Annotated in this window: 22 protein-coding genes; 16 read left to right on the top strand and 6 right to left on the bottom strand. The window is 68.4% G+C overall.

Annotated features, from left to right (window positions below; genetic code table 11):
• The first annotated feature begins 96 nt into the window (after window positions 1-96).
• The 9 genes from ABZX92_RS19455 to ABZX92_RS19415 all read left to right on the top strand — a co-directional run bounded on the left by ABZX92_RS19455 (window position 97) and on the right by ABZX92_RS19415 (window position 7,237).
• On the top strand, window positions 97-936 hold the full coding sequence (locus ABZX92_RS19455) for a helix-turn-helix transcriptional regulator (RefSeq protein ID WP_355560924.1): 840 nt from the start codon (window positions 97-99) through the stop codon (window positions 934-936).
• A 135-nt stretch (window positions 937-1,071) separates the two neighbouring features.
• On the top strand, window positions 1,072-1,896 hold the full coding sequence (locus ABZX92_RS19450) for an FAD-dependent monooxygenase (protein WP_355560921.1): 825 nt from the start codon (window positions 1,072-1,074) through the stop codon (window positions 1,894-1,896).
• 67 nt (window positions 1,897-1,963) lie between these two features.
• Window positions 1,964-2,866, top strand: a complete 903-nt coding sequence (locus tag ABZX92_RS19445; RefSeq protein WP_355560918.1) for a superoxide dismutase — start codon at window positions 1,964-1,966, stop codon at window positions 2,864-2,866.
• A gap of 226 nt (window positions 2,867-3,092) precedes the next feature.
• Complete coding sequence (locus ABZX92_RS19440) at window positions 3,093-5,441, top strand: nitrate- and nitrite sensing domain-containing protein (protein ID WP_355560915.1); 2,349 nt, start codon at window positions 3,093-3,095, stop codon at window positions 5,439-5,441.
• The gene (locus ABZX92_RS19435; RefSeq protein WP_045312938.1) at window positions 5,438-5,872 is read left to right on the top strand and encodes a roadblock/LC7 domain-containing protein; all 435 of its coding nucleotides are present in this window, start codon (window positions 5,438-5,440) and stop codon (window positions 5,870-5,872) included. The genes ABZX92_RS19440 and ABZX92_RS19435 overlap by 4 nt, the downstream gene beginning before the upstream one ends.
• Entirely contained in the window at window positions 5,872-6,237 is a 366-nt protein-coding gene (locus ABZX92_RS19430) for a DUF742 domain-containing protein (protein WP_355560912.1), read from the top strand. The genes ABZX92_RS19435 and ABZX92_RS19430 overlap by 1 nt, the downstream gene beginning before the upstream one ends.
• Window positions 6,218-6,802 carry an ATP/GTP-binding protein gene (locus ABZX92_RS19425; RefSeq protein WP_355560909.1) on the top strand — a complete coding sequence of 195 codons (585 nt, stop codon included), beginning with the start codon at window positions 6,218-6,220 and terminating at the stop codon, window positions 6,800-6,802. The genes ABZX92_RS19430 and ABZX92_RS19425 overlap by 20 nt, the downstream gene beginning before the upstream one ends.
• Before the next feature lie 46 nt (window positions 6,803-6,848).
• A complete protein-coding gene (locus ABZX92_RS19420; protein ID WP_355560906.1) occupies window positions 6,849-7,040 on the top strand; it encodes a hypothetical protein in 192 nt (63 codons plus the stop codon).
• Window positions 7,037-7,237, top strand: coding sequence for a hypothetical protein (locus tag ABZX92_RS19415; RefSeq protein WP_355560904.1), 201 nt, complete (start codon window positions 7,037-7,039; stop codon window positions 7,235-7,237). Before ABZX92_RS19420 ends, ABZX92_RS19415 begins: the two co-directional genes overlap by 4 nt.
• Here the strand turns inward: ABZX92_RS19415 and ABZX92_RS19410 are convergent.
• Both ABZX92_RS19410 and ABZX92_RS19405 read right to left on the bottom strand, forming a co-directional pair.
• Window positions 7,218-7,946: a class I SAM-dependent methyltransferase gene (locus ABZX92_RS19410; protein ID WP_355560901.1), complete on the bottom strand. Its 729-nt coding sequence runs from the start codon at window positions 7,944-7,946 to the stop codon at window positions 7,218-7,220. The genes ABZX92_RS19415 and ABZX92_RS19410 overlap by 20 nt on opposite strands.
• Window positions 7,947-7,970: 24 nt before the next feature.
• Window positions 7,971-8,375: a nuclear transport factor 2 family protein gene (locus ABZX92_RS19405; RefSeq protein WP_355560898.1), complete on the bottom strand. Its 405-nt coding sequence runs from the start codon at window positions 8,373-8,375 to the stop codon at window positions 7,971-7,973.
• A 71-nt stretch (window positions 8,376-8,446) separates the two neighbouring features.
• Here ABZX92_RS19405 and ABZX92_RS19400 point away from each other — a divergent pair, with 71 nt between their 5' ends.
• Window positions 8,447-9,337 (top strand): LysR family transcriptional regulator, encoded by an 891-nt coding sequence (locus ABZX92_RS19400; RefSeq protein WP_355560895.1) that lies wholly within the window; start codon window positions 8,447-8,449, stop codon window positions 9,335-9,337.
• On the opposite strand, the gene ABZX92_RS19395 is transcribed toward ABZX92_RS19400, so the two are convergent.
• The 4 genes from ABZX92_RS19395 to ABZX92_RS19380 form a co-directional block, all read right to left on the bottom strand.
• On the bottom strand, window positions 9,325-10,188 hold the full coding sequence (locus ABZX92_RS19395; protein ID WP_355560892.1) for a 3-hydroxybutyryl-CoA dehydrogenase: 864 nt from the start codon (window positions 10,186-10,188) through the stop codon (window positions 9,325-9,327). The two genes, ABZX92_RS19400 and ABZX92_RS19395, sit on opposite strands and share 13 nt — an antisense overlap.
• Window positions 10,189-10,405: 217 nt before the next feature.
• Complete coding sequence (locus ABZX92_RS19390; protein WP_355560889.1) at window positions 10,406-10,768, bottom strand: hypothetical protein; 363 nt, start codon at window positions 10,766-10,768, stop codon at window positions 10,406-10,408.
• A 129-nt stretch (window positions 10,769-10,897) separates the two neighbouring features.
• Window positions 10,898-11,806 (bottom strand): NAD-dependent epimerase/dehydratase family protein, encoded by a 909-nt coding sequence (locus ABZX92_RS19385; RefSeq protein WP_355560886.1) that lies wholly within the window; start codon window positions 11,804-11,806, stop codon window positions 10,898-10,900.
• A gap of 14 nt (window positions 11,807-11,820) precedes the next feature.
• Window positions 11,821-13,359, bottom strand: coding sequence for an amino acid permease (locus ABZX92_RS19380; protein ID WP_355560884.1), 1,539 nt, complete (start codon window positions 13,357-13,359; stop codon window positions 11,821-11,823).
• Window positions 13,360-13,485: 126 nt separating this feature from the next.
• Between ABZX92_RS19380 and ABZX92_RS19375 the strand changes: the two genes are divergently transcribed.
• From ABZX92_RS19375 to ABZX92_RS19350, 6 genes are all read left to right on the top strand, one after another.
• Complete coding sequence (locus tag ABZX92_RS19375) at window positions 13,486-14,826, top strand: glutamine synthetase family protein (RefSeq protein ID WP_355560881.1); 1,341 nt, start codon at window positions 13,486-13,488, stop codon at window positions 14,824-14,826.
• Complete coding sequence (locus ABZX92_RS19370) at window positions 14,813-15,505, top strand: gamma-glutamyl-gamma-aminobutyrate hydrolase family protein (RefSeq protein WP_355560878.1); 693 nt, start codon at window positions 14,813-14,815, stop codon at window positions 15,503-15,505. The genes ABZX92_RS19375 and ABZX92_RS19370 overlap by 14 nt, the downstream gene beginning before the upstream one ends.
• Complete coding sequence (locus ABZX92_RS19365) at window positions 15,502-16,854, top strand: aldehyde dehydrogenase family protein (protein WP_355560876.1); 1,353 nt, start codon at window positions 15,502-15,504, stop codon at window positions 16,852-16,854. The genes ABZX92_RS19370 and ABZX92_RS19365 overlap by 4 nt, the downstream gene beginning before the upstream one ends.
• A gap of 14 nt (window positions 16,855-16,868) precedes the next feature.
• Entirely contained in the window at window positions 16,869-17,636 is a 768-nt protein-coding gene (locus tag ABZX92_RS19360) for a 3-oxoacyl-ACP reductase (RefSeq protein WP_355560873.1), read from the top strand.
• 19 nt (window positions 17,637-17,655) lie between these two features.
• Window positions 17,656-18,351 (top strand): GntR family transcriptional regulator, encoded by a 696-nt coding sequence (locus tag ABZX92_RS19355; protein WP_355560870.1) that lies wholly within the window; start codon window positions 17,656-17,658, stop codon window positions 18,349-18,351.
• Between the two features lie 185 nt (window positions 18,352-18,536).
• Window positions 18,537-20,186, top strand: a complete 1,650-nt coding sequence (locus ABZX92_RS19350; RefSeq protein WP_355560867.1) for an AMP-binding protein — start codon at window positions 18,537-18,539, stop codon at window positions 20,184-20,186.
• The last annotated feature ends 14 nt before the right edge of the window (window positions 20,187-20,200 follow it).

The raw sequence follows: 20,200 nt of genomic DNA, 5'->3' as shown, positions 1-20,200 counted from the left end.
CGCAGGTGAGGGCCAGAAGACCCGATTGGGGGGCCTGAAGGGTTGTCCACATGGGTCTCGCAAAGACGCCGGTGAATTCGTCTTATCCTTTGGCGCATGCCGAAGGATTTCCGTGCCACGACGCTTGAGCGCGCGATTGGTCGAAGCCTGGCCACATGGCGCAATGAGCGGGGGTTCAGCCTCACCGAGGCGGGCATGCGAGTGGGGTTCAGCAGCGCGAAACTGTCGACCATGGAGAACGCGGTGCAGCCCTCGGCTCCCGTGGACATCATGGCGCTGGGCTACGTCTACCGCGTGCCCGCCGTGGACTGGCAGACCGTGGTGCTGCAGGCGGAGCACGCCGAACGCCTCCGGACCGGGCCGCGCGGGCCCGAATTGTTCGACCCGGCCGGGGACTTCGCGCACCTGGTGTTCGAGGCGACGTCGTTGCGGACGTTCACGACCGACCTCGTGCCTGTCGTGTTCCAGCTCGCGGACTACACGAACGCGGTGAGCCGCGCCGGCGATCCGGATCGGGGCGTGGTGCACGCGCGGGTGCGGGAGTCGTGGTCGTCCCGGCTGCGCGACAAGGATCCGCTGACCGTGGAGGCGGTGTTCCCCGAGGCCGTGCTGGGGCAGGTGGTCGGTGGGCCGAGGGTGATGAAGGCGCAGCTGCTGCACCTGATGGAACTGAGCGAGCAGCCGTCGGTGAGCCTGCGGATCGTGCCGCGCGGGGCGGGTGCCTACCCGGCGATGGGCTCACCGTTCACGTTGCTGGGTTTTCCACATCGCCAGCACAACGACGTCGTCTACTTCGAGACGTTCATCAAGGGCGAATACGTCGAGGACCCGTCGTTGTGCGAGCTGTGCGCGCAGCGGTTCGCCCGGTTGCGGCAGTTGGCGCTGGGCGAGGGAGAGTCGCTGGAGCTCATCGCCGAGGCGGCCGCTGAGCTTTAGTGCTCACCTGGCAGGTGAGCGGCCAGCCCGGCCAGCACGCGGTCCAGCCCCGCCTCGAAGCCCCGGTCCTGGCGGTCGGCGCAGTACGGCGCCTACACGCTGGGTGGCTGGGCGGACGGCGGTGGGCCGCCGCGGGTGCACACCGTCGAGTACGAGCCGCCCGGCGACCGCGACGCGCCCGTCACGGCGGAGGAGATGCAGGCCAGCCTGCGCCGGGTCAGCGGCACCGACGTGACGGTCACCCGCGTGCACGTCGCCACCCGCTACGCCGACACGACCCGGCAGGCCACCACCTACCGGCGCGGCCGCGTGCTGTTGTGCGGGGACGCGGCGCACGTGCACTCGCCGGCGGGTGGACAGGGCATGAACCTGGGGCTCGGCGACGCGGCCAACCTCGGGTGGAAGCTCGCCCTGGTGGCGCGCGGCGTGGCACCGGACTCGCTGCTCGACACCTACACGGCCGAGCGCCACCCCATCGGCGCGTGGGTGCAGAAGTGGAGCATGGCGCAGACCGCGTTGAGCACGGCTCGTGGCTCGCGTGCGGATGCGTTGCGCGAGGTGATGGCCGACCTGCTCGACACCCCCGACGGCGCGACCCACGTGGTGTCGAAGATCGGCGGCGGCTGGCAGCACTACGACCTGCCGGGCGACCACCCGCTCGTCGGCCGCCGCGTGCCCGACCTGGCGCTCGACGACGGCACCACGATGGCCGGGTGGTTCCGCGACGGACGGGCGGTGCTGCTCGACGTGGACTCGGGCGCCGCCGGGGTCGCCGTTGCGTGGGGCGACCGGGTCAAGGTCGTGACCGCGCGGCCGGTCGCGTTCCCGGACCAGCCGATGGCCGCGCTGGTCCGCCCGGACGGCCATGTCGCGTGGGTCGGGTTCGGTGCGACTGATGGTCTCCGCGCCGCCCTGACCACGTGGCTCGGCCCCTCACCTGTAGAGATGTCGGATTCCTGAGAAAACTCCGGTTCCGCCGCCGGCTGGAGAAGGATCGAGGGCGCACCCAATCCGATTAGGAGGCGGCATGTACCGCAGATTCGGTGTCCTGTTCGCGGCTGTCCTGGGCGTCACGCTCACCGCCGCGGCGCCGGCCACCGCAGACGCGTCACACGAGCAGTTCCCAACGGAGTTCTCCCTGCCGAACGGGTGGCAACCGGAAGGCATCGCGATCAGCGGCACCACGGCCTACTTCGGGTCGCGGGCCGACGGGTCGATCTACGCGGCGGACCTGCGCACCGGTAAGGGCGCGGTGCTCGCCAAGGGGCCGGGCACGCCGTCGCTCGGCATGAAGGTCGACAGCCGCAAGAGGCTGTGGGTCTCGGGTGGTACCGGCGGCGACGGACGGGTCTACGACACCCGCACGGGCGCGTTGCTGGCGAAGTTCCAGTTCGCGACCGCGGACACGTTCGTCAACGACGTCGTGCTGACGGAGAAGTCGGCGTGGTTCACCGACTCGCGCAAGGCGGCGCTGTACGAGGTGCCGCTGAACCTCAAGCCGCACCGGACCCTGGCGCTGACCGGCGACCTCGTCGTGACGCCCGGCGCGACCAACCTCAACGGCATCGTCACCGGGCTCGACGGCGGGCTGCTGGCCGTGCAGAGCAACACCGGTCAGCTGTTCCGGATCGACCCGCGGTCCGGCAAAACCACGAACGTTAATTTGCACGGTCAAGTACTCACCAATGGTGACGGTCTGTTGCGTGAGGGACGGCAGTTGTACGTGGTGCAAAACCGGCTGAACAAAGTCGCGCGCTACACGTTGAGTCGCGATGGCGCCACGCTGGCCGCGGAACGCACGGATGCGCGGTTCGACGTTCCCACGACGGTCGCCGCGTTCGGCAAACGCCTCTACCTGCCGAATGCTCGCTTCAGCACACCACCGACCCCCGACACGACCTACACCGTGGTCGCGGTCGACCGCCCATAGGCAAAAGTGCACGAGAACTAGCCCGTCCGGGGGTTCCTACATGCCAAGAACCCCCGGACCGGGTGTTGCACCGCTCACTCGACTGGGTAGCCTGCCAACCGCGTACTGCGTGTGATCGCTGTCATTGGGTAACGATGATCTCTGCTTGTTACCGTATTGCAGCCGAAGGAGTGACTCGGGTTGCCCGCAGCGCTAGCCGTGGGACACAGGAGACCGTGAGAGCGCTGTGAACGAGAAGAGCGGTTACACACCGACCAACTACCGGACGATTCGGTCGCGACTGGCCGGAGTGGTCGTCGTACCCAGCGTCGTCCTGCTGGTCATGTGGGCCGTTTTCTCCAGTTACACGGTTTTTGACGGTTTCTACATGCGGTCCATCGCGTTGAGCGTGCGTCAATCGGCGATTCCGTCAGCGGAGGCGTTCGCGGGCCTGCAGCAGGAACGCCAGCTGAGCCTCGTGCTGCTGAGCAAGGCGCCCGGTGTGGACAAGGCGGCGTTGGAGGCCCAGCAGGGCAAGACCGACGAGTCGCTGCGCAAGATGAAAGACGCGTTCACGGAACTTCAGGACAACTCACCGCAAGAAGTCGCCGACCGGATCAAGGCGCTCGAATCCGCTTTGAACGAGCTGCCGCAGCAGCGCGCGGGGGTCGAGGCCGGCGCCGCGAACCCGCAGGCGGTCTACGACTACTACAACGGCCTCATGGACGCGGGCGTCTCGCTCTTCGGCCACCAGGCGCGGCTCGTGCCCGACGCCGAGGCCGGCCAGGCCAACGTCCAGGCCGTGACGATCTTCCAGGCGGCCGACTGGATGTCCCGCGGTGCCACCATCGGCTCGCGCGGGCTGCTCAACGGCAAGTTCACGCCGGCCGAACGGGTGGAGTTCGTCCGGCTCGTCGGCGCCTACCACTCGGCCGTCGACGCCACGATCCCCTTCGCGCTGGAGCAGCCGCGCGCGCAGTACGACGCGCTGCGGACCAGCTCCGAGTACCGGACGTTGCTGGACCTCGAGAGCAAGATCATCAACGGCGACGCGAGCGTCACCGAGCAGCAGTGGCGCGGGGCGGCCGGCCCGGTGCACGAGAAGCTCGCGCAGATCGCGGCCCAGCAGGCGCAGGACGGTGCCGACCTCGGCCTCGCCAAGGCCAACAGCCGGTTCACCGCCGTGCTGATCGGGAGCCTGATCGCGTTGCTCGCGGTCGTCGTCGGCATCGTGCTGGCGTTGCGCATCTCGAACCGGCTCGTGTCTCGCGCACTGGTCACGCGGCTCGCGTCACTCCGGGAAGACACGCTGCGGCTGGCGCAGGAACGGCTGCCGCACATCGTGGCGCGCCTGCGGGGTGGCGAGCAGGTCGACGTGCACCGCGACATGCCACCGCTCGACTACGGCAACGACGAGATCGGCCAGGTCGCCGACGCGTTCAACACCGCCCAGTACACGGCCGTCGCGGCGGCGGTGAAGGAGACGCAGGCCCGTGAGGGCGTGAACCGGGTCTTCCTCGACATCGCGCACCGCAACCAGGGCCTCGTGCACCGGCAGCTCAAGATCCTCGACAAGCTGGAACGCGAGGAGGAGCACCCCGAGCAGCTCGACTCGCTCTTCCAGCTGGACCACCTGGCGACCCGCGCCCGCCGCAACGCCGAGAACCTGATCATCCTCGCCGGTGAGCAGCCGGGCAGGCAGTGGCGCAAGCCGGTGCGGCTGAGCGACGTCATCCGGTCCGCGGTCGCCGAGACCGAGCAGTACGTCCGAGTCAGGGTCAACCCGGTGCCCGACCGCGCGCTGGTGGGCGTGGCCGTCGCCGACACCATCCACCTGCTCGCGGAGCTCGTCGACAATGCGACGGCGTTCTCGTCGCCGCGCTCCGAGGTGATCGTCCACTCCAGTGCCGTGCCGCACGGGATCGTGATCGAGATCGAGGACCACGGGCTCGGCATGACGCAGGAGGAACGCCTCCAGGCCAACGCGAAGCTCTCCAACCCGCCCGACTTCGAGACGATGGCGTTCCGGGGCGAGTCCCGGCTGGGCCTGTTCGTCGTCGCCAGGCTCGCCGCGCGCAGGGGCATCAAGGTGGAGCTGCGCGACTCGCCGTACGGCGGCACGGTCGCGTTGTGCGTGCTGCCGCCGAACATCGTCGCCCCGCACAGCCAGGCCGGCGACATCACCGAGACCACGCAGATGCCGGTGCGGTCGTTCCACGACCACCACCACGGCCACGTCGAGGAACACCCGAGCTTCCCGGTGACGCTCGCCCCCGAGGTGCAGGCGGCGCTGAACGCCTCGATGAACTCAGGGGCCCTCTCAGCCGTTTCCGAATCAGATGCATCGGTGGACGAACCAAAGACCCAGGCACCTCCTCCTCTGCCGGACGGGAAGGCTCCCCTTCCCCGCAGGAAGAAGCGGCAGAACCTCGCGCCGCAGCTCATGCAGTCCTCGGAGGAAGTACCCCACGCCGAGCCGGTGACCGGCGAAAGGTCGGCCGAGCGGACCCGAGACGGGCTCGCCGCGTTCCAGCGCGGCACCCGTGACGCCCGGCTGACCGACGACTGGAGATCAGAAGGAGCCCCCTCGTCATGAAGGACAACACCAGCCAGCACGGTGAACTGAACTGGTTGCTGGAGGACCTCATCCAGCGCGTGGTCGGCGCCCGTCACGCGGTCGTGCTGTCGGCGGACGGACTCCTGCTCGGCCGCAGCGCCGGGCTGTCCCGCGACGACTCCGAGCACCTGTCCGCGATGGCGTCGGCGTTCCAGTCCCTGGCGCGCGGCACCGGACGGCACTTCGGTGGCGGCGCGGTGCGGCAGACCATCGTGGAGATGGAGCACGCGTACCTGTTCGTGACGGCTGCCGGGCATGGCGCTTGTCTGGCCGTGCTGGGCGAGGAAGACGCCGACATGGGCATGATCGCCTACGAGATGAACATGCTGGTCAAGCGGGTGGGCACCTACCTCTCGTCGGCTCCGCGCGCAGAACAGGCGACCGTGCCCACAGCACGAGAGTCGCGCTGATGACCGCGCGGGAGGACTGGTGGTACGACGAGGCCGCGGGGCCGCTCGTGCGGCCGTACGCCATGGTGCGCGGCCGCACCCGGCCGAACGCGCCTGATCTGCACCTGGTGACGCAGGTCCGTGCCTCCTCGGTTGCGTCCGACCAGACGTCGCTGACGGTCGAGCATCGCGAGATCATGGCCCTGTGTCTGCGCCCGTTGTCCGTCGCCGAGGTGGCCGCGTACCTCGACGTGCCGCTCGTGGTGGTGAAGGTCCTGCTGTCGGACCTCATCGAGCGCGGTGACGTGCTCGTGCAGAACTCCTCCCCCCAGATTCCCGACCGGGATCTCCTGCAGGCCGTACTGGATGGTGTTCGTGGGATCTGACGACCAGCTGACCGTGCCGACCGCGGTCAAGATCGTCATCGCGGGCGGGTTCGGCACCGGCAAGACCACCATGGTCGCGTCGGTCTCCGAGATCGAGCCCCTCCGGACCGAGGAACTGCTCACCGAGGCCGGTGTGCACGTCGACGACCTCGCCGGCATCGAGGGCAAGGACACCACCACCGTCGCCCTGGACTTCGGGCGCATCACCATCAACACCAAGGTGGTGCTGTACCTGTTCGGAACGCCGGGCCAGAACCGGTTCTGGTTCATGTGGGACGAGCTCGCGACCGGTGCGATCGGCGCGGTCGTGCTGGTGGACACGCGGCGGCTCGACTCGTCGTTCCCGTCGATCGACTTCTTCGAGCACCGCGGGATCCCGTTCGTGGTCGCGGTGAACTGCTTCGACGGGGCGCAGCCGTACACGGTGGACGAGGTGCGGCACGCGCTGGACCTCGACGACGCGATCCCCGTGATGCTCTGCGACGCGAGGGAGCGCGACTCCTCGAAGACCGTGCTGGTCGGGTTGATCCAGCATTCGATGAACCGGCTCGAAGCCGCTGTCTGAGCGCTGGTTCAGCGCCGGGTAAGCGTCCGGTGTCACCGTGCCGCGCATGACGCGTCTCGTGGTGGCGTTGTGCCTGCTGCTCGTCTCGTGCGGCGTCTTCTCTGTGTCTTCCTCTGCGGTGCCGACCACGACGTCGTCCGCCGCGTCGCTCGATTCGTCGGCCGCGTTCTCCATCGCCCTCTCGACTTGTCCGGCCGACCTGAGCCGCTGCACGCCGGCAAGGTCGCAACGAGGATGAAGGAGCAGTTCCCGGATCGTCCGTGGATCGTGAAGGCTTCTGCCGACCTGGTGAAGATGGTGGCCACCGCGCGGAAGCTGGGCTGCTACGGGCTCGCCAAGCCGACGGGAGATGAGAGCGCGCTGGCCGAGCTGTGCCCGACCTTCGTCGAGACCGTGCTGCTCAGCTGGCTGGCGCTCAATGCGGCGGCGCGGTGAGGGCTGCGGACAGCACGAAGAACAGGAAGCTCGGGCTCGTGGTGAGGGCGCGGTAGTCCTCGGGGAACAGCTCGCGCGCCTCCGGTACCGGCAGCGGCTCGCTGATCGTGGTGATTGTGAAGCCGGCCGCGGTGAAGGCGTCCGTCATGGCGTGCAGCGGCCGGTTCCAGAACGACATCTCGACCGGTTCGCCGGTGTGGTCCCAGGTCTCGGTGTAGTTGTAGGTCTCGAAGTAGTTGGTCCGGCGGCCTTCCGCGCGGTGGATCATGTGCATGGCGAACGGGTGGTCGATCGAGATCAGCAGCCGGCCACCCGGCTTGAGGACGCGGTGCAGTTCGGCGAGCGCCGGGCCCCAATCACCCAGGTAGTGCAGGACGAGTGAGGCGATGACGTCGTCGAACGCGGCGTCGGCGTAGGGGAGTGGTTCGGCCAGGTCGGCGACGCGCAGGTCGGCGCCCGGAACGCGGCGGCGAGCCAGGGCCAGCATGCCGGCGCTCAGGTCGAAGCCGCTCACGACGGCGCCACGCCCGCGCAACGCGGCGAGCAGCGGACCGGATCCGCATCCCGCGTCCAGGATTCGGCGGCCGGTGACGTCCCCGGCGAGTGCCAGCATCGCGGGCCGCTCGTAGTAGGCGTTCTGAATGTCGGTCTCGTTCGACTCGGTGTAGGCCTCGGCCAGCCGGTCGTAGTCGTTCGCACCCCCAGGCATGTGATCAATACAAGCACGACCGGCTCAGGCCGCGGGTCGGTCCAGCACGCGTTCCACGAGGGCCGTGTCGCAGTGCTCGACGAGCTCGGCGATCTTGCCGTCGGCCATGCGCAGGATGAAGCAGTAAGTCTGCTCGTACTGCTCGCCGCTCGTCGTCGTGCCGTGGCCCCGTGCCTGGACGACCACGCGGTCCCCGTCGGCCAGGACGAAGTCGGCTTCGCAGCGGTAGTCGGTGAACTGCGCCATCAACGGCCGCAGCAACCCGCTGAGCGCCCTGGGCTTCGGGCCCCAGCTGCCCGACCACGACCAGCCGCCGGGGAACACCCAGTGGAAGTCGTCCGCCATCGCCTCGCTCAGCGCGGCGGCGTTGCCCCGCGCCATCTGCTCGAAGACTTCCTGGATCTGCTTCTTGTTCTCGGCTGCTCCCATGGGGGCAACGCTAGGAGCGCCAGAGCTATGCGACAAACGACTGTCTTGCATGTGTGGTATCACAATGAAGCATGGGTGAGTTCACGGTCGTCGGGCTGCGGGTGGTGCGGGAAGCGGCCAGGCACGGGTCGTTCTCCACGGCGGCCGAGAGGCTGGGGTACACGCAGTCGGCCGTGTCGCGGCAGATCGCGCTCATGGAGCAGGCGGCGGGGCAGGCGTTGTTCGAACGGCAGGCGCGCGGGGTGCGGCTGACCGAAGCGGGGCAGGTCGTCGTGAGGCACGCCGAGGCGGTGCTCGGTGAGCTCGGCGCCGCCCAGCAGCACCTGCAGGACCTGAAGGAACGCCCGGCCACGCGGCTGCGGGTCGGCGCCTTCTCCACGGCCATGGCGGTGCTGGTGCCCACCGCGATCGCGGCAGCAGGGCCGACGCGGGTGACGGTGCGGGAAGGGCTGAGTCCTGGCCTGGTCAAGGCCGTGCAGCGCGGGCGGCTCGACCTCGCGGTGGTGACCGGGGTGCCGTCCGGGGAAGTCGAGATGACGCCGTTGCCGGAGGACCCGCTGTTCGTCGCGACCGGGCTCGGGCACCCGTTCGCCGGGCAGACCGCGGTCACCGTGAAGGAGCTGAAGAACCAGCGGTGGATCGCGGGGAGCTCCGAGCCGGGCACGACGCTGCTGGGCACGTGGGTCGAGGAGCCGGAGATCGCTTACGTGGCACGGGACTGGGTCGCGAAACTGGGCCTGGTCGCGGCCGGGCTGGGCGTCACGATCGTGCCGGGCCTGGTCGTGCCCGCGCTGCCGCCGTCGGTCGCGGTGGTCCGCGTCGATCACCCCGAGGCGGTGCGCGCCACGGCGGTCGTCGGACGAGCACATCCGCACGTCGAGGCGTTCACCGAGCTGCTCAGGGACGCCGCCGCCGAACTCGCCGTGCAGGTCCGGCGGCGGGTCTCAAGTCACTTCGCGTAGTTGTGGAACCCGCGGCCCGACTTCTTGCCCAGCAGGCCCGCGTCCACCATGCGCAGCAGCAGCGGCGGCGGCGAGTACAGCGGCTCCTTGAACTCGTCGTACATCGACTCGGCGATGGCCTTCGTGGTGTCGAGGCCGATCAGGTCGGTGAGGCGCAGCGGACCCATCGGGTGGGCGCAGCCGAGCACCATGCCGTTGTCGATGTCGTCCGCCGAGGCGAAGCCGGACTCCAGCATGCGGATCGACGAGAGCAGGTAGGGGATCAGCAGCGCGTTGACCACGAAACCGGCGCGGTCCTGCGAGCGGATGACCTCCTTGCCCAGGGTGGCGCGCACGAAGGCCTCCGCGCGGACCTGGGTGGTGGCGCCGGTCAGCAGCGACGGCACGATCTCGACCAGCTTCAGCACCGGCACCGGGTTGAAGAAGTGCACGCCGATGACCTGCTCGGGGCGGCCGGTGGCCATGCCCAGCTTCATGATCGGGATGGACGACGTGTTGGACGCGAAGATGGCGTCCTCGTCCTTCACGACCTTGTCGAGCGCGGTGAAGACCTCGGTCTTGATCTGCTCGTTCTCGGCGACCGCCTCGACCACGAACTGCCGGTCGGCGAACTCGCCGATGTCGGTCGTGAACCGGATGCGCGCGATCGACGCGTCCCGGTCCTCCTCGCTCAGCTTGCCCGCCTTGACGCCCCTGGCCAGCGACGACGCGATCCGCGCCTTGGCTGCCTCGGACGCGCTCGCGTTGACCTCGGCGACGATGACGTCGAGGCCGGCGCGGGCGCTCACCTCGGCGATTCCGGAGCCCATGAGGCCGGAACCGACGACTCCCACACGTTGAATGTCACTCACGCGCCCGATCCTGCCACGAACGGCTCGAAGTGGGGTGGGGCCCGTGCCCGGCGGGCCCCACCAGCGACGATCAGCTCAGCTCGTAGGCTCTGATGATCGTTCGCTCGACGGTCAGCTTCGGGTTCGTGACCGTCGCCTCCCAGCGTCACTGTTGCGGCACACCTGCCGGCTTAGATCCACCAGGGCTGGCTCCAGCGTCGCGGAACCACGCGTCCCGTCACGGGTTCACGACGTCGTACCAGTCGGTCCTGGTGCTGTACTCCGGCACGTAGTCGTACGACCGGCCCAGGTAGGCGCCCGTGTTGCTCCAGAAGTCGACGGTGACGTTGTACTTCCACCACCAGCCTCTGGCGTCCGTCCAGCACTGCCCGTCGAGCGCGTTCATGCCGAACCAGCCGCTCACGCTGAGGCCGTGCTCGTTGATGCCCGCGATGTAGGCGGTGCCGCCCTGCATCTGGTTGCCCGTGCCCCACCTCGGGCAGAGCCTGATCTGCTGGCCGTTGGTGCCAGCCGACGCTGGGGCGGTCCCCAGGCCGAACGTGGTGGCCAGAACCGCCACCGCGGCAATGAACTTCCTCATCGGTTTCCTCTCGTCACGGCGGCCGTTCCGCCGCCGTGACGAGAGCTAATCGACACGCGATAACCAGGCCCTCACGAGCAAATGAGACGGACGACTCCTGGATCGAGCCGCGTTCCTGCTCGATCGCGGTCAGCGCGCGGCGGTTCGGGTGGCATCTGCGGACGGTGCAGGCCGCCCGGCGAGGGCCGCTACGACCGGTCCGACCGTGGTGGCGTAGTCGCCCGCCGGTACGTGTCCGAGCGCGGTGGCGGCGCTCGTGTCGAGGACGAACGGCGGGACGCGGTGCCACGGGTGGCGGCCGAGCTTGTCGTGGTCGAGCAGGACTTCCCGCCACTCGTGCCCGAGAGCCCGCGCGATGATCCGGGAGATCTCCAGGCCGTTCGGGGCGTCCGGGTCGGCGGCGTTGAGGACGCGGGTGCCGGGCTTCCCGGCGACGGTCTCGATGAGCGCGGCGATGTTGGCCGTGGCGGACGGGTGGTCGGCGCCCTCGCCCCTGCTCGCCAGCAGCACGACCGGGTGCTTCGCGAGGATGCGCTGGACGAAGTACCACTCCAGCGGGCGTTTGTTGCCTTCTCCGTGCACTTTGGACGGTCGTAGCACGGTGATCGGCAGGCCGCTGTCCAGCAGCACGTGTTCGGCCGCGACCTTGTTGGCGCCGTAGCCCTCGCGGGTCTGGTAGTCGCCGTCGCCCGGTGCCACGGTCGGCTGGTCCTCGGCGACCGGTCCGGCGAACCGCGGCGGCTCGTCGGAGTTGACGTGCCTGCCCTCGCTGTCCGCGTACACGGCTTTGGCGGAGATCATCACGGTCGAGGTCGCGTTGCGCCTCAGCGGAAGCAGCGTGCGGGCGTGCGCGGCGGTGTAGCAGAGGCAGTCGACGAGGAGGTCGGCTCCGTCGCCCAGCGCGCGGGCGATGGCCGCCGGGTCCTCGCGGTCCACCTCACGGCCGGGGGCTTCGACGGTCCAGCCGCTCGACCGCAGACGCCGAGCGGCGGCACGGCCGATGAGGCCCGTGCCGCCGAGGATCAAAGCGCGTGGCATTCTCCCGACAGTACTCAGACGGAGTCGAGATCCCGTTCGATCGCGGCCAGCTCCTCCGGAGTGCCCTGGACCTTGGGGCCCTTGAACCACTTCCGCGCGGAGACCAGCCACCAGATGCCCGCGAACCCGAGCACAACCAGCACCGCGATCGGCGTGTAGTTGAAGGTCTTCGCCGTCACCGGACTCGCCTGGGGCAGCATGAACAGCACGGTGATGAAGACGACCCAGGCCACCGCCACGACACCGATCGGCCGGCTCCAGCGACCGAGGTGCCACGGTCCGCGCTGGAACCGGTCACCCTGCAGCAACCGCAGCAAAGTCGGCAGCACGTAAGCGATGTAGAGCCCGATCACCGCGATCGACGTGACAGCCGCGTACGCAGTCGCGTTCCACAGGTACGGCAGGCCGAGCACGAACGCACCGCCCGCCGCGAGCCAGATCGCGTTGGTGGGTGTCCGGGTGCGCTTGTTGATCTTGTGCCACACGCGGGACGCCGGCAGTGCGCCGTCGCGGGAGAAGGCGTAGATCATGCGCGAGTTCGCGGTCACCGAGGACATGCCGCAGAACAGCTGCGCGCCGATCGCGATGAGCAGCAACAGCTTGCCGCCCGTCGCACCCAAAGCGTCGATGAAGATCTGTGCCGGGGGGACGCCGGTCGAGCTGGTCAGCGCTCCGTCGTAGTCCTTGATCGCGAACGTGATGCCGACCAGCAGCACCCAGCCGGCGATCAGCGACACGACGATCGACATCACGATGCCGCGCGGGCCGCTGCGAGCCGCGTCGTGCGTCTCCTCGGTCATGTGCGCCGAGGCGTCGTAACCCGTGAAGGTGTACTGCGCCAGCAGAAGCCCGAGCAGGCCGACGTAGAACGCCGACGACCAGCCGGTGTTGTTGACGAAGTGGGTGAAGACGAACGAGGCGGACTGGTGCTCCGACGGCAGGAACACCAGCGCGCCGACGATCACGAGCACGCCGACGATGTGCCACCACACGCTGATGTCGTTCAGCAGCGCGACGAGCTTGACGCCGAACGTGTTCAGCAGGCCGTGCAGCACCAGCACCACGCCGAAGATCAGGATCGTGTGCGGAGGCGTTGCGGCATAACCGAACTGGAGATCCAGGAACGCGTTGATGAAGAACGCGGCACCGAAGTCGATGCCCGCGGTCACCGCGACCTGGCCGAGGAAGTTGAACCAGCCGGTGAACCACGACCAGGCGGCGCCGTTGCTCGGCGCGAGCTTCGCCGCCCAGTAGTACAGACCGCCCGCCGTCGGGAAGCTGGAGCAGACCTCCGCCATCGCGAGACCGACGATCAGGGTCATCAGGCCGACGAACGGCCAGCCCCACACGATGAGCGCGGGACCACCGGTGTTCATGCCGAACCCGTAGAGGGTCAGGCACCCGGACAGGATCGAGATGATCGTGAACGACACGGCGAAGTTGGAGAACCCGGACATGGTCCGGGAGAGCTCCTGGGCGTAGCCGAGCTCGTGCAGCCGCTGCTCGTCGGCTGACCGGGGCGCGGTGGGCGGACTGTCTGCTTCGTGACTCATCGGGGTCCTCCTCATTTGGACTCCGTCCAGTCCTTTAGACGGTGGCTGAGGGTGGCGCTAGTCACCCGGTGGTGTCAAGATGGTGCAGCCAATGGCTCGCAGACATACCTTTGGAGGACCGTCGGGATGCTGACCGTCGAGGAGTTGCGCGCGGCCGTGGACACCGGTGAGATCGACACCGTCCTGGTCGCGATCGTGGACATGCAGGGCCGCCTGCAGGGCAAGCGCTGCGCTGCCCAGTACTTCCTCGACGAGGTTCTCGGGCACTCCGCGGAGGGCTGCAACTACCTGCTCGCGGTCGACGTCGAGATGAACCCGGTCAGCGGCTTCGAGATGTCGAGCTGGGACCGCGGGTACGGCGACTTCGTGATGAAGCCGGACGTCGCGACGCTGCGGCGCGTCCCGTGGCAGGAGGGCACCGCGCTCATCATGTGCGACCTCGTCTGGGAGAACGGCGACCCGGTCGTCGCCTCGCCGCGGCAGATCCTGCGCAAGCAGCTCGACCGGCTCGCGGCCCTCGGCCTGGAGGCGTACGTCGGCACGGAGCTCGAGTTCATCATCTTCGAAGATTCTTACGAGCAGGCCTTCAACTCCGGTTACCGCGGGCTCACACCCTCCAACCAGTACAACGTCGACTACTCGTTGCTCGGCACCGCGCGCGTCGAGCCGTTGCTGCGGGCCATCCGCAACGGCATGACCGGCGCGGGAATGGTGGTGGAGTCGGCCAAGGGCGAGTGCAACCCCGGCCAGCACGAGATCGCCTTCCGCTACACGACGGCGCTGCGGACGTGCGACCAGCACGCCATCTACAAGAACGGCTCGAAGGAGATCGCGGCACAGCAGGGCAAGTCGCTCACGTTCATGGCGAAGTACAACGAACGCGAGGGCAACTCCTGCCACATCCACCTCTCGGTGCGCTCCAAGGAAGGCGAGCCGGTGTTCGCCGAGGGCCAGGGCATGTCCGAGCTGATGAAGCACTTCCTCGCCGGGCAGCTCGCGGCACTGCGGGAGCTCACCTACTTCCTCGCGCCGAACATCAACTCCTACAAGCGTTTCGTGAAGGGCTCGTTCGCGCCGACCGCGGTCGCGTGGGGCCGCGACAACCGCACGTGCGCGCTGCGGGTCGTCGGGCACGGGCAGTCGCTGCGGTTCGAGAACCGGGTGCCGGGCGGTGACGTGAACCCGTACCTGGCGGTCGCGGCGCTGATCGCGGCGGGCCTGCACGGGGTGGAGCAGAAGCTGGCGCTGGAGGACGAGTTCGTCGGCAACGCCTACGCCTCGGACCGGCCGACCGTGCCGACGACGCTGCGTGAGGCAGCGGATCTCTTCGCGGCCAGCGAGATCGCGCGGGAGGCGTTCGGCAAGGAGGTCGTCGACCACTACCTGAACGCGGCGAAGGTCGAGCTGGAGGCCTTCGAGGCGGCGATCACGGACTGGGAGAAGGTGCGCTGCTTTGAGCGTCTCTAAACCCCTCATCGGGATCAGCACCTATCTGGAACGCACGCGTTTCGGGCTCTGGGACGTGGAAGCCGCCGTGCTCCACCGCGGCTACCTCGACTGCGTGGTGCAGGCGGGCGGCAACCCCGTCATGCTGCCGCCGGTCGGCACGTGGACTGCCGAGACGATCGGGTTCCTGGACGCGCTGGTGATCGCGGGCGGCGCGGACATCGACCCCGCGACCTACGGCGCCGAGCCGCACGAGCTGACCGGTGAGCCACGACGCGACCGCGACGACTCCGAGTTCGCTCTGGTCGAGGCCGCGCTGAAGCTGGACCTGCCGGTGCTCGGTGTGTGCCGGGGCATGCAGGTGCTCAACGTGGCACTGGGCGGCACGCTGCACCAGCACATCGAGGGCCACAACGAGGCTCCTGGCGTGTTCGGGCGCACCGACATCGCGGTGGTGCCGGACACGAAGCTGCACGCGATCCTCGGCGACCACACCAATGTCCAGTGCCATCACCACCAGTCGCTGGACCGGATCGCGGACGGGCTGCGGGTCACGGCACAGGCGCCCGACGGGACGGTCGAGGCCGTCGAGCTCGACGGTGCGCGGTTCGTCGTCGGCGTGCAGTCGCACCCCGAGCAGGACATCGAAGACCTGAGGCTGTTCGAAGCTCTCGTGGACGTGGCAAGGAGAAAAGCGTGACCTTCGACGTCATCAACCCGGCTACCGAGAAGGTGGTGGGGTCAGTTCCGCACACCACTCTCGAAGAGACGGACGCGGCGATCGTCCGGGCGCAGCAGGCGTTCGAGAGCTGGCGGAACGTCGCCCCCGGTGATCGCGGCCGGTTGCTGCGCAGGTTCGCGGAGGTCGTCGACGCGCACAACGAGGAACTGGCCCGGCTGGAGGTCGAGAACTCCGGGCACACCATCGGCAACGCGCGGTGGGAGGCCGGCAACGTCCGGGACGTGCTGCAGTACTACTCGGCCGCGCCGGAACGGTTGTTCGGCAAGCAGATCCCGGTTCCGGGCGGGCTGAACGTCACGTTCCACGAACCGCTCGGCGTCGTCGGCGTGATCGTGCCGTGGAACTTCCCGATGCCGATCGCCGGTTGGGGGTTCGCGCCCGCACTGGCCGCCGGCAACACGGTCGTGCTGAAGCCCGCGGAGGTCACGCCTCTGACGGCGATCCGCCTCGGCGAGCTCGCGCTGGAGGCCGGTCTGCCGGAGGGCGTGTTCCAGGTCCTGCCCGGCAAGGGATCGGTCGTCGGCAACCGGTTCGTCACGCATCCGTTGGTGCGCAAGGTCGTCTTCACCGGCTCGACCGAGGTCGGCAAGCAGATCATGGCCGGCTGCGCGGACCAGGTGAAGCGGGTGACGCTGGAGCTCGGCGGCAAGTCGGCGAACATCGTCTTCGCGGACTCGGATCTCGAAAAGGCTGCCGCGACGGCACCGTACGGGGTGTTCGACAACGCCGGGCAGGACTGCTGCGCGCGCTCGCGGATCCTCGTCCAGGCGAGCGTCTACGACCGGTTCATGGAGCTGCTGGAGCCCGCCGTCAAGGGTGTGGTCGTCGGTGAGCCCGGTGACGACGCGACCGAGATGGGGCCGCTCATCACCGCGTCGCACCTCAGCAAGGTCGCGTCTTACGTCCCAGACGACGCTCCGGTCGCGTTCCGGGGAAGCGCGCCGGACGGACCCGGCTTCTGGTTCCCGCCGACGGTTCTCACTCCTGAACCTGGCGATCGGACGGTCACCGAGGAGATCTTCGGACCGGTCGTCGTCGTACTGCCGTTCCAGGACGAAGCGGACGCCATCCGGATCGCGAACGACTCGGAATACGGGCTGTCCGGTTCGATCTGGACGAACGACGTCGGCCGCGCGATCCGGGTCTCGCGTGCCGTCGAAGCAGGAAACCTGTCTGTGAACTCGCATTCTTCTGTTCGCTACTGGACGCCGTTCGGTGGCGTGAAGCAGTCCGGGCTCGGTCGTGAGCTCGGTCCCGATGCGCTCGACTCGTTCACTGAAGTCAAGAACGTCTTCATCGCTACCTGACAGGAGAACAACAGATGGTGCAGCGACTCGAGGGCCGCGTGGCCGTCGTGACGGGTGGCGCTAGCGGCATCGGACTCGCGACCGTGCGCAGGTTTGCGAGCGAGGGCGCGAAGGTCGTCGTCGCCGATCTCGAACCCGCGAGCGGCAAGGCGGCCGCGGACGAGGTCGGCGGGCTGTTCGTCCAGGTCGACGTGACCGACGAGGAACAGGTCAAAGCGCTTTTCCAGACCACTGTGGACACCTACGGCAAGTTGGACATCGCGTTCAACAACGCCGGCATCTCGCCGCCCGACGACGACTCGATCCTGACCACGGGCATCGAGGCGTGGGACCGCGTGCAGAAGGTGAACCTCACGTCGGTTTATTTGTGTTGCAAGTACGCGATTCCGCACATGCAGGCGAACGGCAAGGGTTCCATCATCAACACGGCTTCGTTCGTGGCGACGATGGGCGCGGCCACTTCGCAGATCTCCTACACGGCGTCGAAGGGCGGCGTGCTCGCGATGTCCCGTGAGCTCGGTGTGCAGTTCGCGCGAGAGGGCATCCGTGTGAACGCGCTTTCCCCTGGGCCGGTCAACACGCCGTTGCTGCAGGAACTGTTCGCGAAGGACCCGGAGCGAGCTGCCCGGCGCCTCGTCCACGTACCGCTCGGCCGGTTCGCCGAACCTGAGGAGATCGCCGCCGCGGTCGCGTTCCTGGCGTCGGACGACTCGTCGTTCATGACGGCGTCGAACTTCCTCGTGGACGGTGGCATCGCCGGCGCCTATGTGACACCGCTGTAGAGATCAACGGCAGATCATGATGGAGCATGCTCAGGAGGCGTTGTTCCGCCCCGTGCGGGCGGGCAACGCCTTCGAGGAGACCGTCGAACGGCTCATGCAGGCCATCCGGCTCGGCGTCGTCGCGCCGGGTGAGCGGCTGCCGTCCGAACGAGACCTGGCCACCCGGCTCGGCGTGAGCCGGGTGACCGTGCGCGAGGCCATCAGGTCGTTGCAGGAGAACAACTACGTCGAGTCGCGCCGGGGCCGGTACGGCGGCACGTTCGTCAACGACGTGATCCCGAAGTCCGCGCCCGGCAAGGAGTTCGGCGACATCCACGACGCGCTCACGCTGCGGAAAGTCCTGGAAACAGGTGCCGCGGAGACGGCCGCCGGTCGCTCGCTGGGGCCTGCCGAACGCCGTGGCCTGCGAACTCGTTTGGAAGAAGCGTCGAACGCGGCGCTGGGGGAGTACCGGCGCAAGGACTCGCGGCTGCACCTCGCGATCGCCGAAGCGACCGGGTCCGCGTCGCTGACCGCGGCCGTGGCGGACTCCAGAATGCGGGTGAACGAGCTGCTTGACACGATCCCGCTGCTCGAACCGAACCTCGCGCACTCCAACGCCCAGCACGAACGCATCATCGCCTCCATTTTGGACGGAGACCCGGCCGGGGCGCGGCTCGCGATGGCCGAGCACCTCGACGGAACGGCGTCCTTGCTCAGAGGCTTTTTGGTCTGACCGGTCAGACTCCCGCATCGGGACCAGTCCGGGAGGATGCAGGCCTGAAGCGGGCAACATGAAAACGTTTACAGGTTCAATTGTCCTGTTGTCATGCGAATTCCGCATGGAACAACACTTGGCGGGAGGCAATCGGGCCGTTACCGTCCGAATACCTCGGGGACTTGCAGCGCGAGGAGCTGTTGATGCCAGGGTTGCGCAAGGTGTTTCGCGACGCCATGGGCCGGGTGCACTCACTCCGTGTCTTGTCCGCCGCGGGCATGGTCAGTCTCACGAACTTCAAGATGTCCCTGCAGGCGCTGAAAGAGGTCAAGATCTGGGGGCCGAACGTCACGGCGCTGCGCCGTTCCGTCCGGCTGAATCCGGACGGTGTCGCGGTTGTCGACGAACGCGGTTCGGTGACCTACAGACAACTCGACCGGCGATCGAACGCGATCGCGCAGGGTTTGCGCTCGCTGGGGGTGCAGCACACGCACATCGTCGCGTTGATGTGCCGCAACCACCGCGGAATGGTCGAGTCGCTGCTGGCGTGCGCGAAGCTCGGCGTGCGGGTGTTGCTGGTGAACACCGGATTCGGCGCGCCGGTCCTGCTGGACCTCTTTCAACGTGAACGCGTGTCGCTCGTGATTCACGACGAGGAGTTCACCCCGCTGTTCCACCAGCTGCCGCCGTCGATCCCGCGCTGGCTCGCGTGGTCGCGCGACGGACTGGACCGGCGCACCCCGACACTCGACCAGCTGGTGGCCAAGGCGCCGCGCGGAGAGCTGGAGCCGCCGCGCGAGCCCGGTGTGGTCATCCAGCTGACGTCCGGGACCACCGGGGTGCCGAAGGGAACGCCGCGTGAGATCAAGTCGGTGCTCACCGCGTCGGACTTCCTCGACCGCATCCCGATGCACTCCGGCGAGTCGACGTTCATCGCCGCCCCGATCTTCCACTCGGTCGGCTACTCGCACCTGACGCTCGCCATGTCGCTGGGCTCGCGCGCGGTGCTGCAACGCCGGTTCGACCCCCGCAAGACGCTGTGGTCGGTGCAGGGCCAGCGCTGCACGACGATCGTGCTGGTGCCGACGATGCTGCAACGGATCATGGAACTGGACCGGTCCGTCATCGACTCGTTCGACCTCTCGCACCTGCGCGTGGTGTTCTGCTCCGGCGCCGTGATCCCTACGGACCTCGTGCACCGCACCCAGGCCGTGCTCGGACCGGTGCTCTACAACCTGTACGGGAGCACGGAGGTCGCGGTCGCCACCGTGGCCACGCCGGAGGATCTGGAGGCCGCGCCGTCGAGCGTGGGCATGCCGCCGCACAACTGCATCGTGCGGATCTACGACGAGCACGGTGCGCGGATCACCCGCTCGTTCGTGACGGGCCGGATCTTCGTGCGCGGCTCGCTGACCGTGGACCTGTACACGGACGGCTCGGCGAAGGAGACCATCGACGGTCTGGTCGCGACCGGCGACCTCGGCCACTTCGACCCGAGCGGACGCCTGTACTTCGACGGCCGCCAGGACGACATGATCGTGTCCGGCGGCGAGAACGTGTACCCGGTCGAGGTGGAGAACCTGCTGATGACGCACTACCGGGTGCGCGACGCGGCGGTGCTCGGCGTGCCGGATCCCGAGTACGGGCAACGGTTGCGCGCCTTCGTGGTGCCCGTGGCGGGGGCGCGGATCGACGTGCGGGAGCTGCGCGAGTTCGTGCGCACCCGGCTGGCGCGGCACAAGGTTCCGCGCGAGGTCGTGGTCGTGCCGAAGCTGCCGCGCAACGCGACCGGGAAGGTGCTGCGGCGCCAGCTCCTCGCGATCCGGCTCGGCCCGCAACAAGCATCGCAGTAGCTCTCACGATGAAG

Origin of the sequence: Lentzea sp. NPDC006480, from assembly GCF_040611995.1 — a bacterium.
Taxonomy (GTDB): Bacteria; Actinomycetota; Actinomycetes; order Mycobacteriales; family Pseudonocardiaceae; genus Lentzea.
This window is presented reverse-complemented; position numbering and strand designations above follow the sequence as displayed.

Coding starts and splice junctions, on each gene's coding strand:
- ABZX92_RS19455 (WP_355560924.1), top strand. CDS start 97: ATGCCGAAGGATTTCCGTGCCACGACGCTTGAGCGCGCGATTGGTCGA.
- ABZX92_RS19445 (WP_355560918.1), top strand. CDS start 1,964: ATGTACCGCAGATTCGGTGTCCTGTTCGCGGCTGTCCTGGGCGTCACG.
- ABZX92_RS19435 (WP_045312938.1), top strand. CDS start 5,438: ATGAAGGACAACACCAGCCAGCACGGTGAACTGAACTGGTTGCTGGAG.
- ABZX92_RS19430 (WP_355560912.1), top strand. CDS start 5,872: ATGACCGCGCGGGAGGACTGGTGGTACGACGAGGCCGCGGGGCCGCTC.
- ABZX92_RS19425 (WP_355560909.1), top strand. CDS start 6,218: ATGGTGTTCGTGGGATCTGACGACCAGCTGACCGTGCCGACCGCGGTC.
- ABZX92_RS19420 (WP_355560906.1), top strand. CDS start 6,849: ATGACGCGTCTCGTGGTGGCGTTGTGCCTGCTGCTCGTCTCGTGCGGC.
- ABZX92_RS19415 (WP_355560904.1), top strand. CDS start 7,037: ATGAAGGAGCAGTTCCCGGATCGTCCGTGGATCGTGAAGGCTTCTGCC.
- ABZX92_RS19410 (WP_355560901.1), bottom strand. CDS start 7,946: ATGCCTGGGGGTGCGAACGACTACGACCGGCTGGCCGAGGCCTACACC.
- ABZX92_RS19405 (WP_355560898.1), bottom strand. CDS start 8,375: ATGGGAGCAGCCGAGAACAAGAAGCAGATCCAGGAAGTCTTCGAGCAG.
- ABZX92_RS19400 (WP_355560895.1), top strand. CDS start 8,447: ATGGGTGAGTTCACGGTCGTCGGGCTGCGGGTGGTGCGGGAAGCGGCC.
- ABZX92_RS19390 (WP_355560889.1), bottom strand. CDS start 10,768: ATGAGGAAGTTCATTGCCGCGGTGGCGGTTCTGGCCACCACGTTCGGC.
- ABZX92_RS19385 (WP_355560886.1), bottom strand. CDS start 11,806: ATGCCACGCGCTTTGATCCTCGGCGGCACGGGCCTCATCGGCCGTGCC.
- ABZX92_RS19380 (WP_355560884.1), bottom strand. CDS start 13,359: ATGAGTCACGAAGCAGACAGTCCGCCCACCGCGCCCCGGTCAGCCGAC.
- ABZX92_RS19375 (WP_355560881.1), top strand. CDS start 13,486: ATGCTGACCGTCGAGGAGTTGCGCGCGGCCGTGGACACCGGTGAGATC.
- ABZX92_RS19360 (WP_355560873.1), top strand. CDS start 16,869: ATGGTGCAGCGACTCGAGGGCCGCGTGGCCGTCGTGACGGGTGGCGCT.
- ABZX92_RS19355 (WP_355560870.1), top strand. CDS start 17,656: ATGGAGCATGCTCAGGAGGCGTTGTTCCGCCCCGTGCGGGCGGGCAAC.
- ABZX92_RS19350 (WP_355560867.1), top strand. CDS start 18,537: ATGCCAGGGTTGCGCAAGGTGTTTCGCGACGCCATGGGCCGGGTGCAC.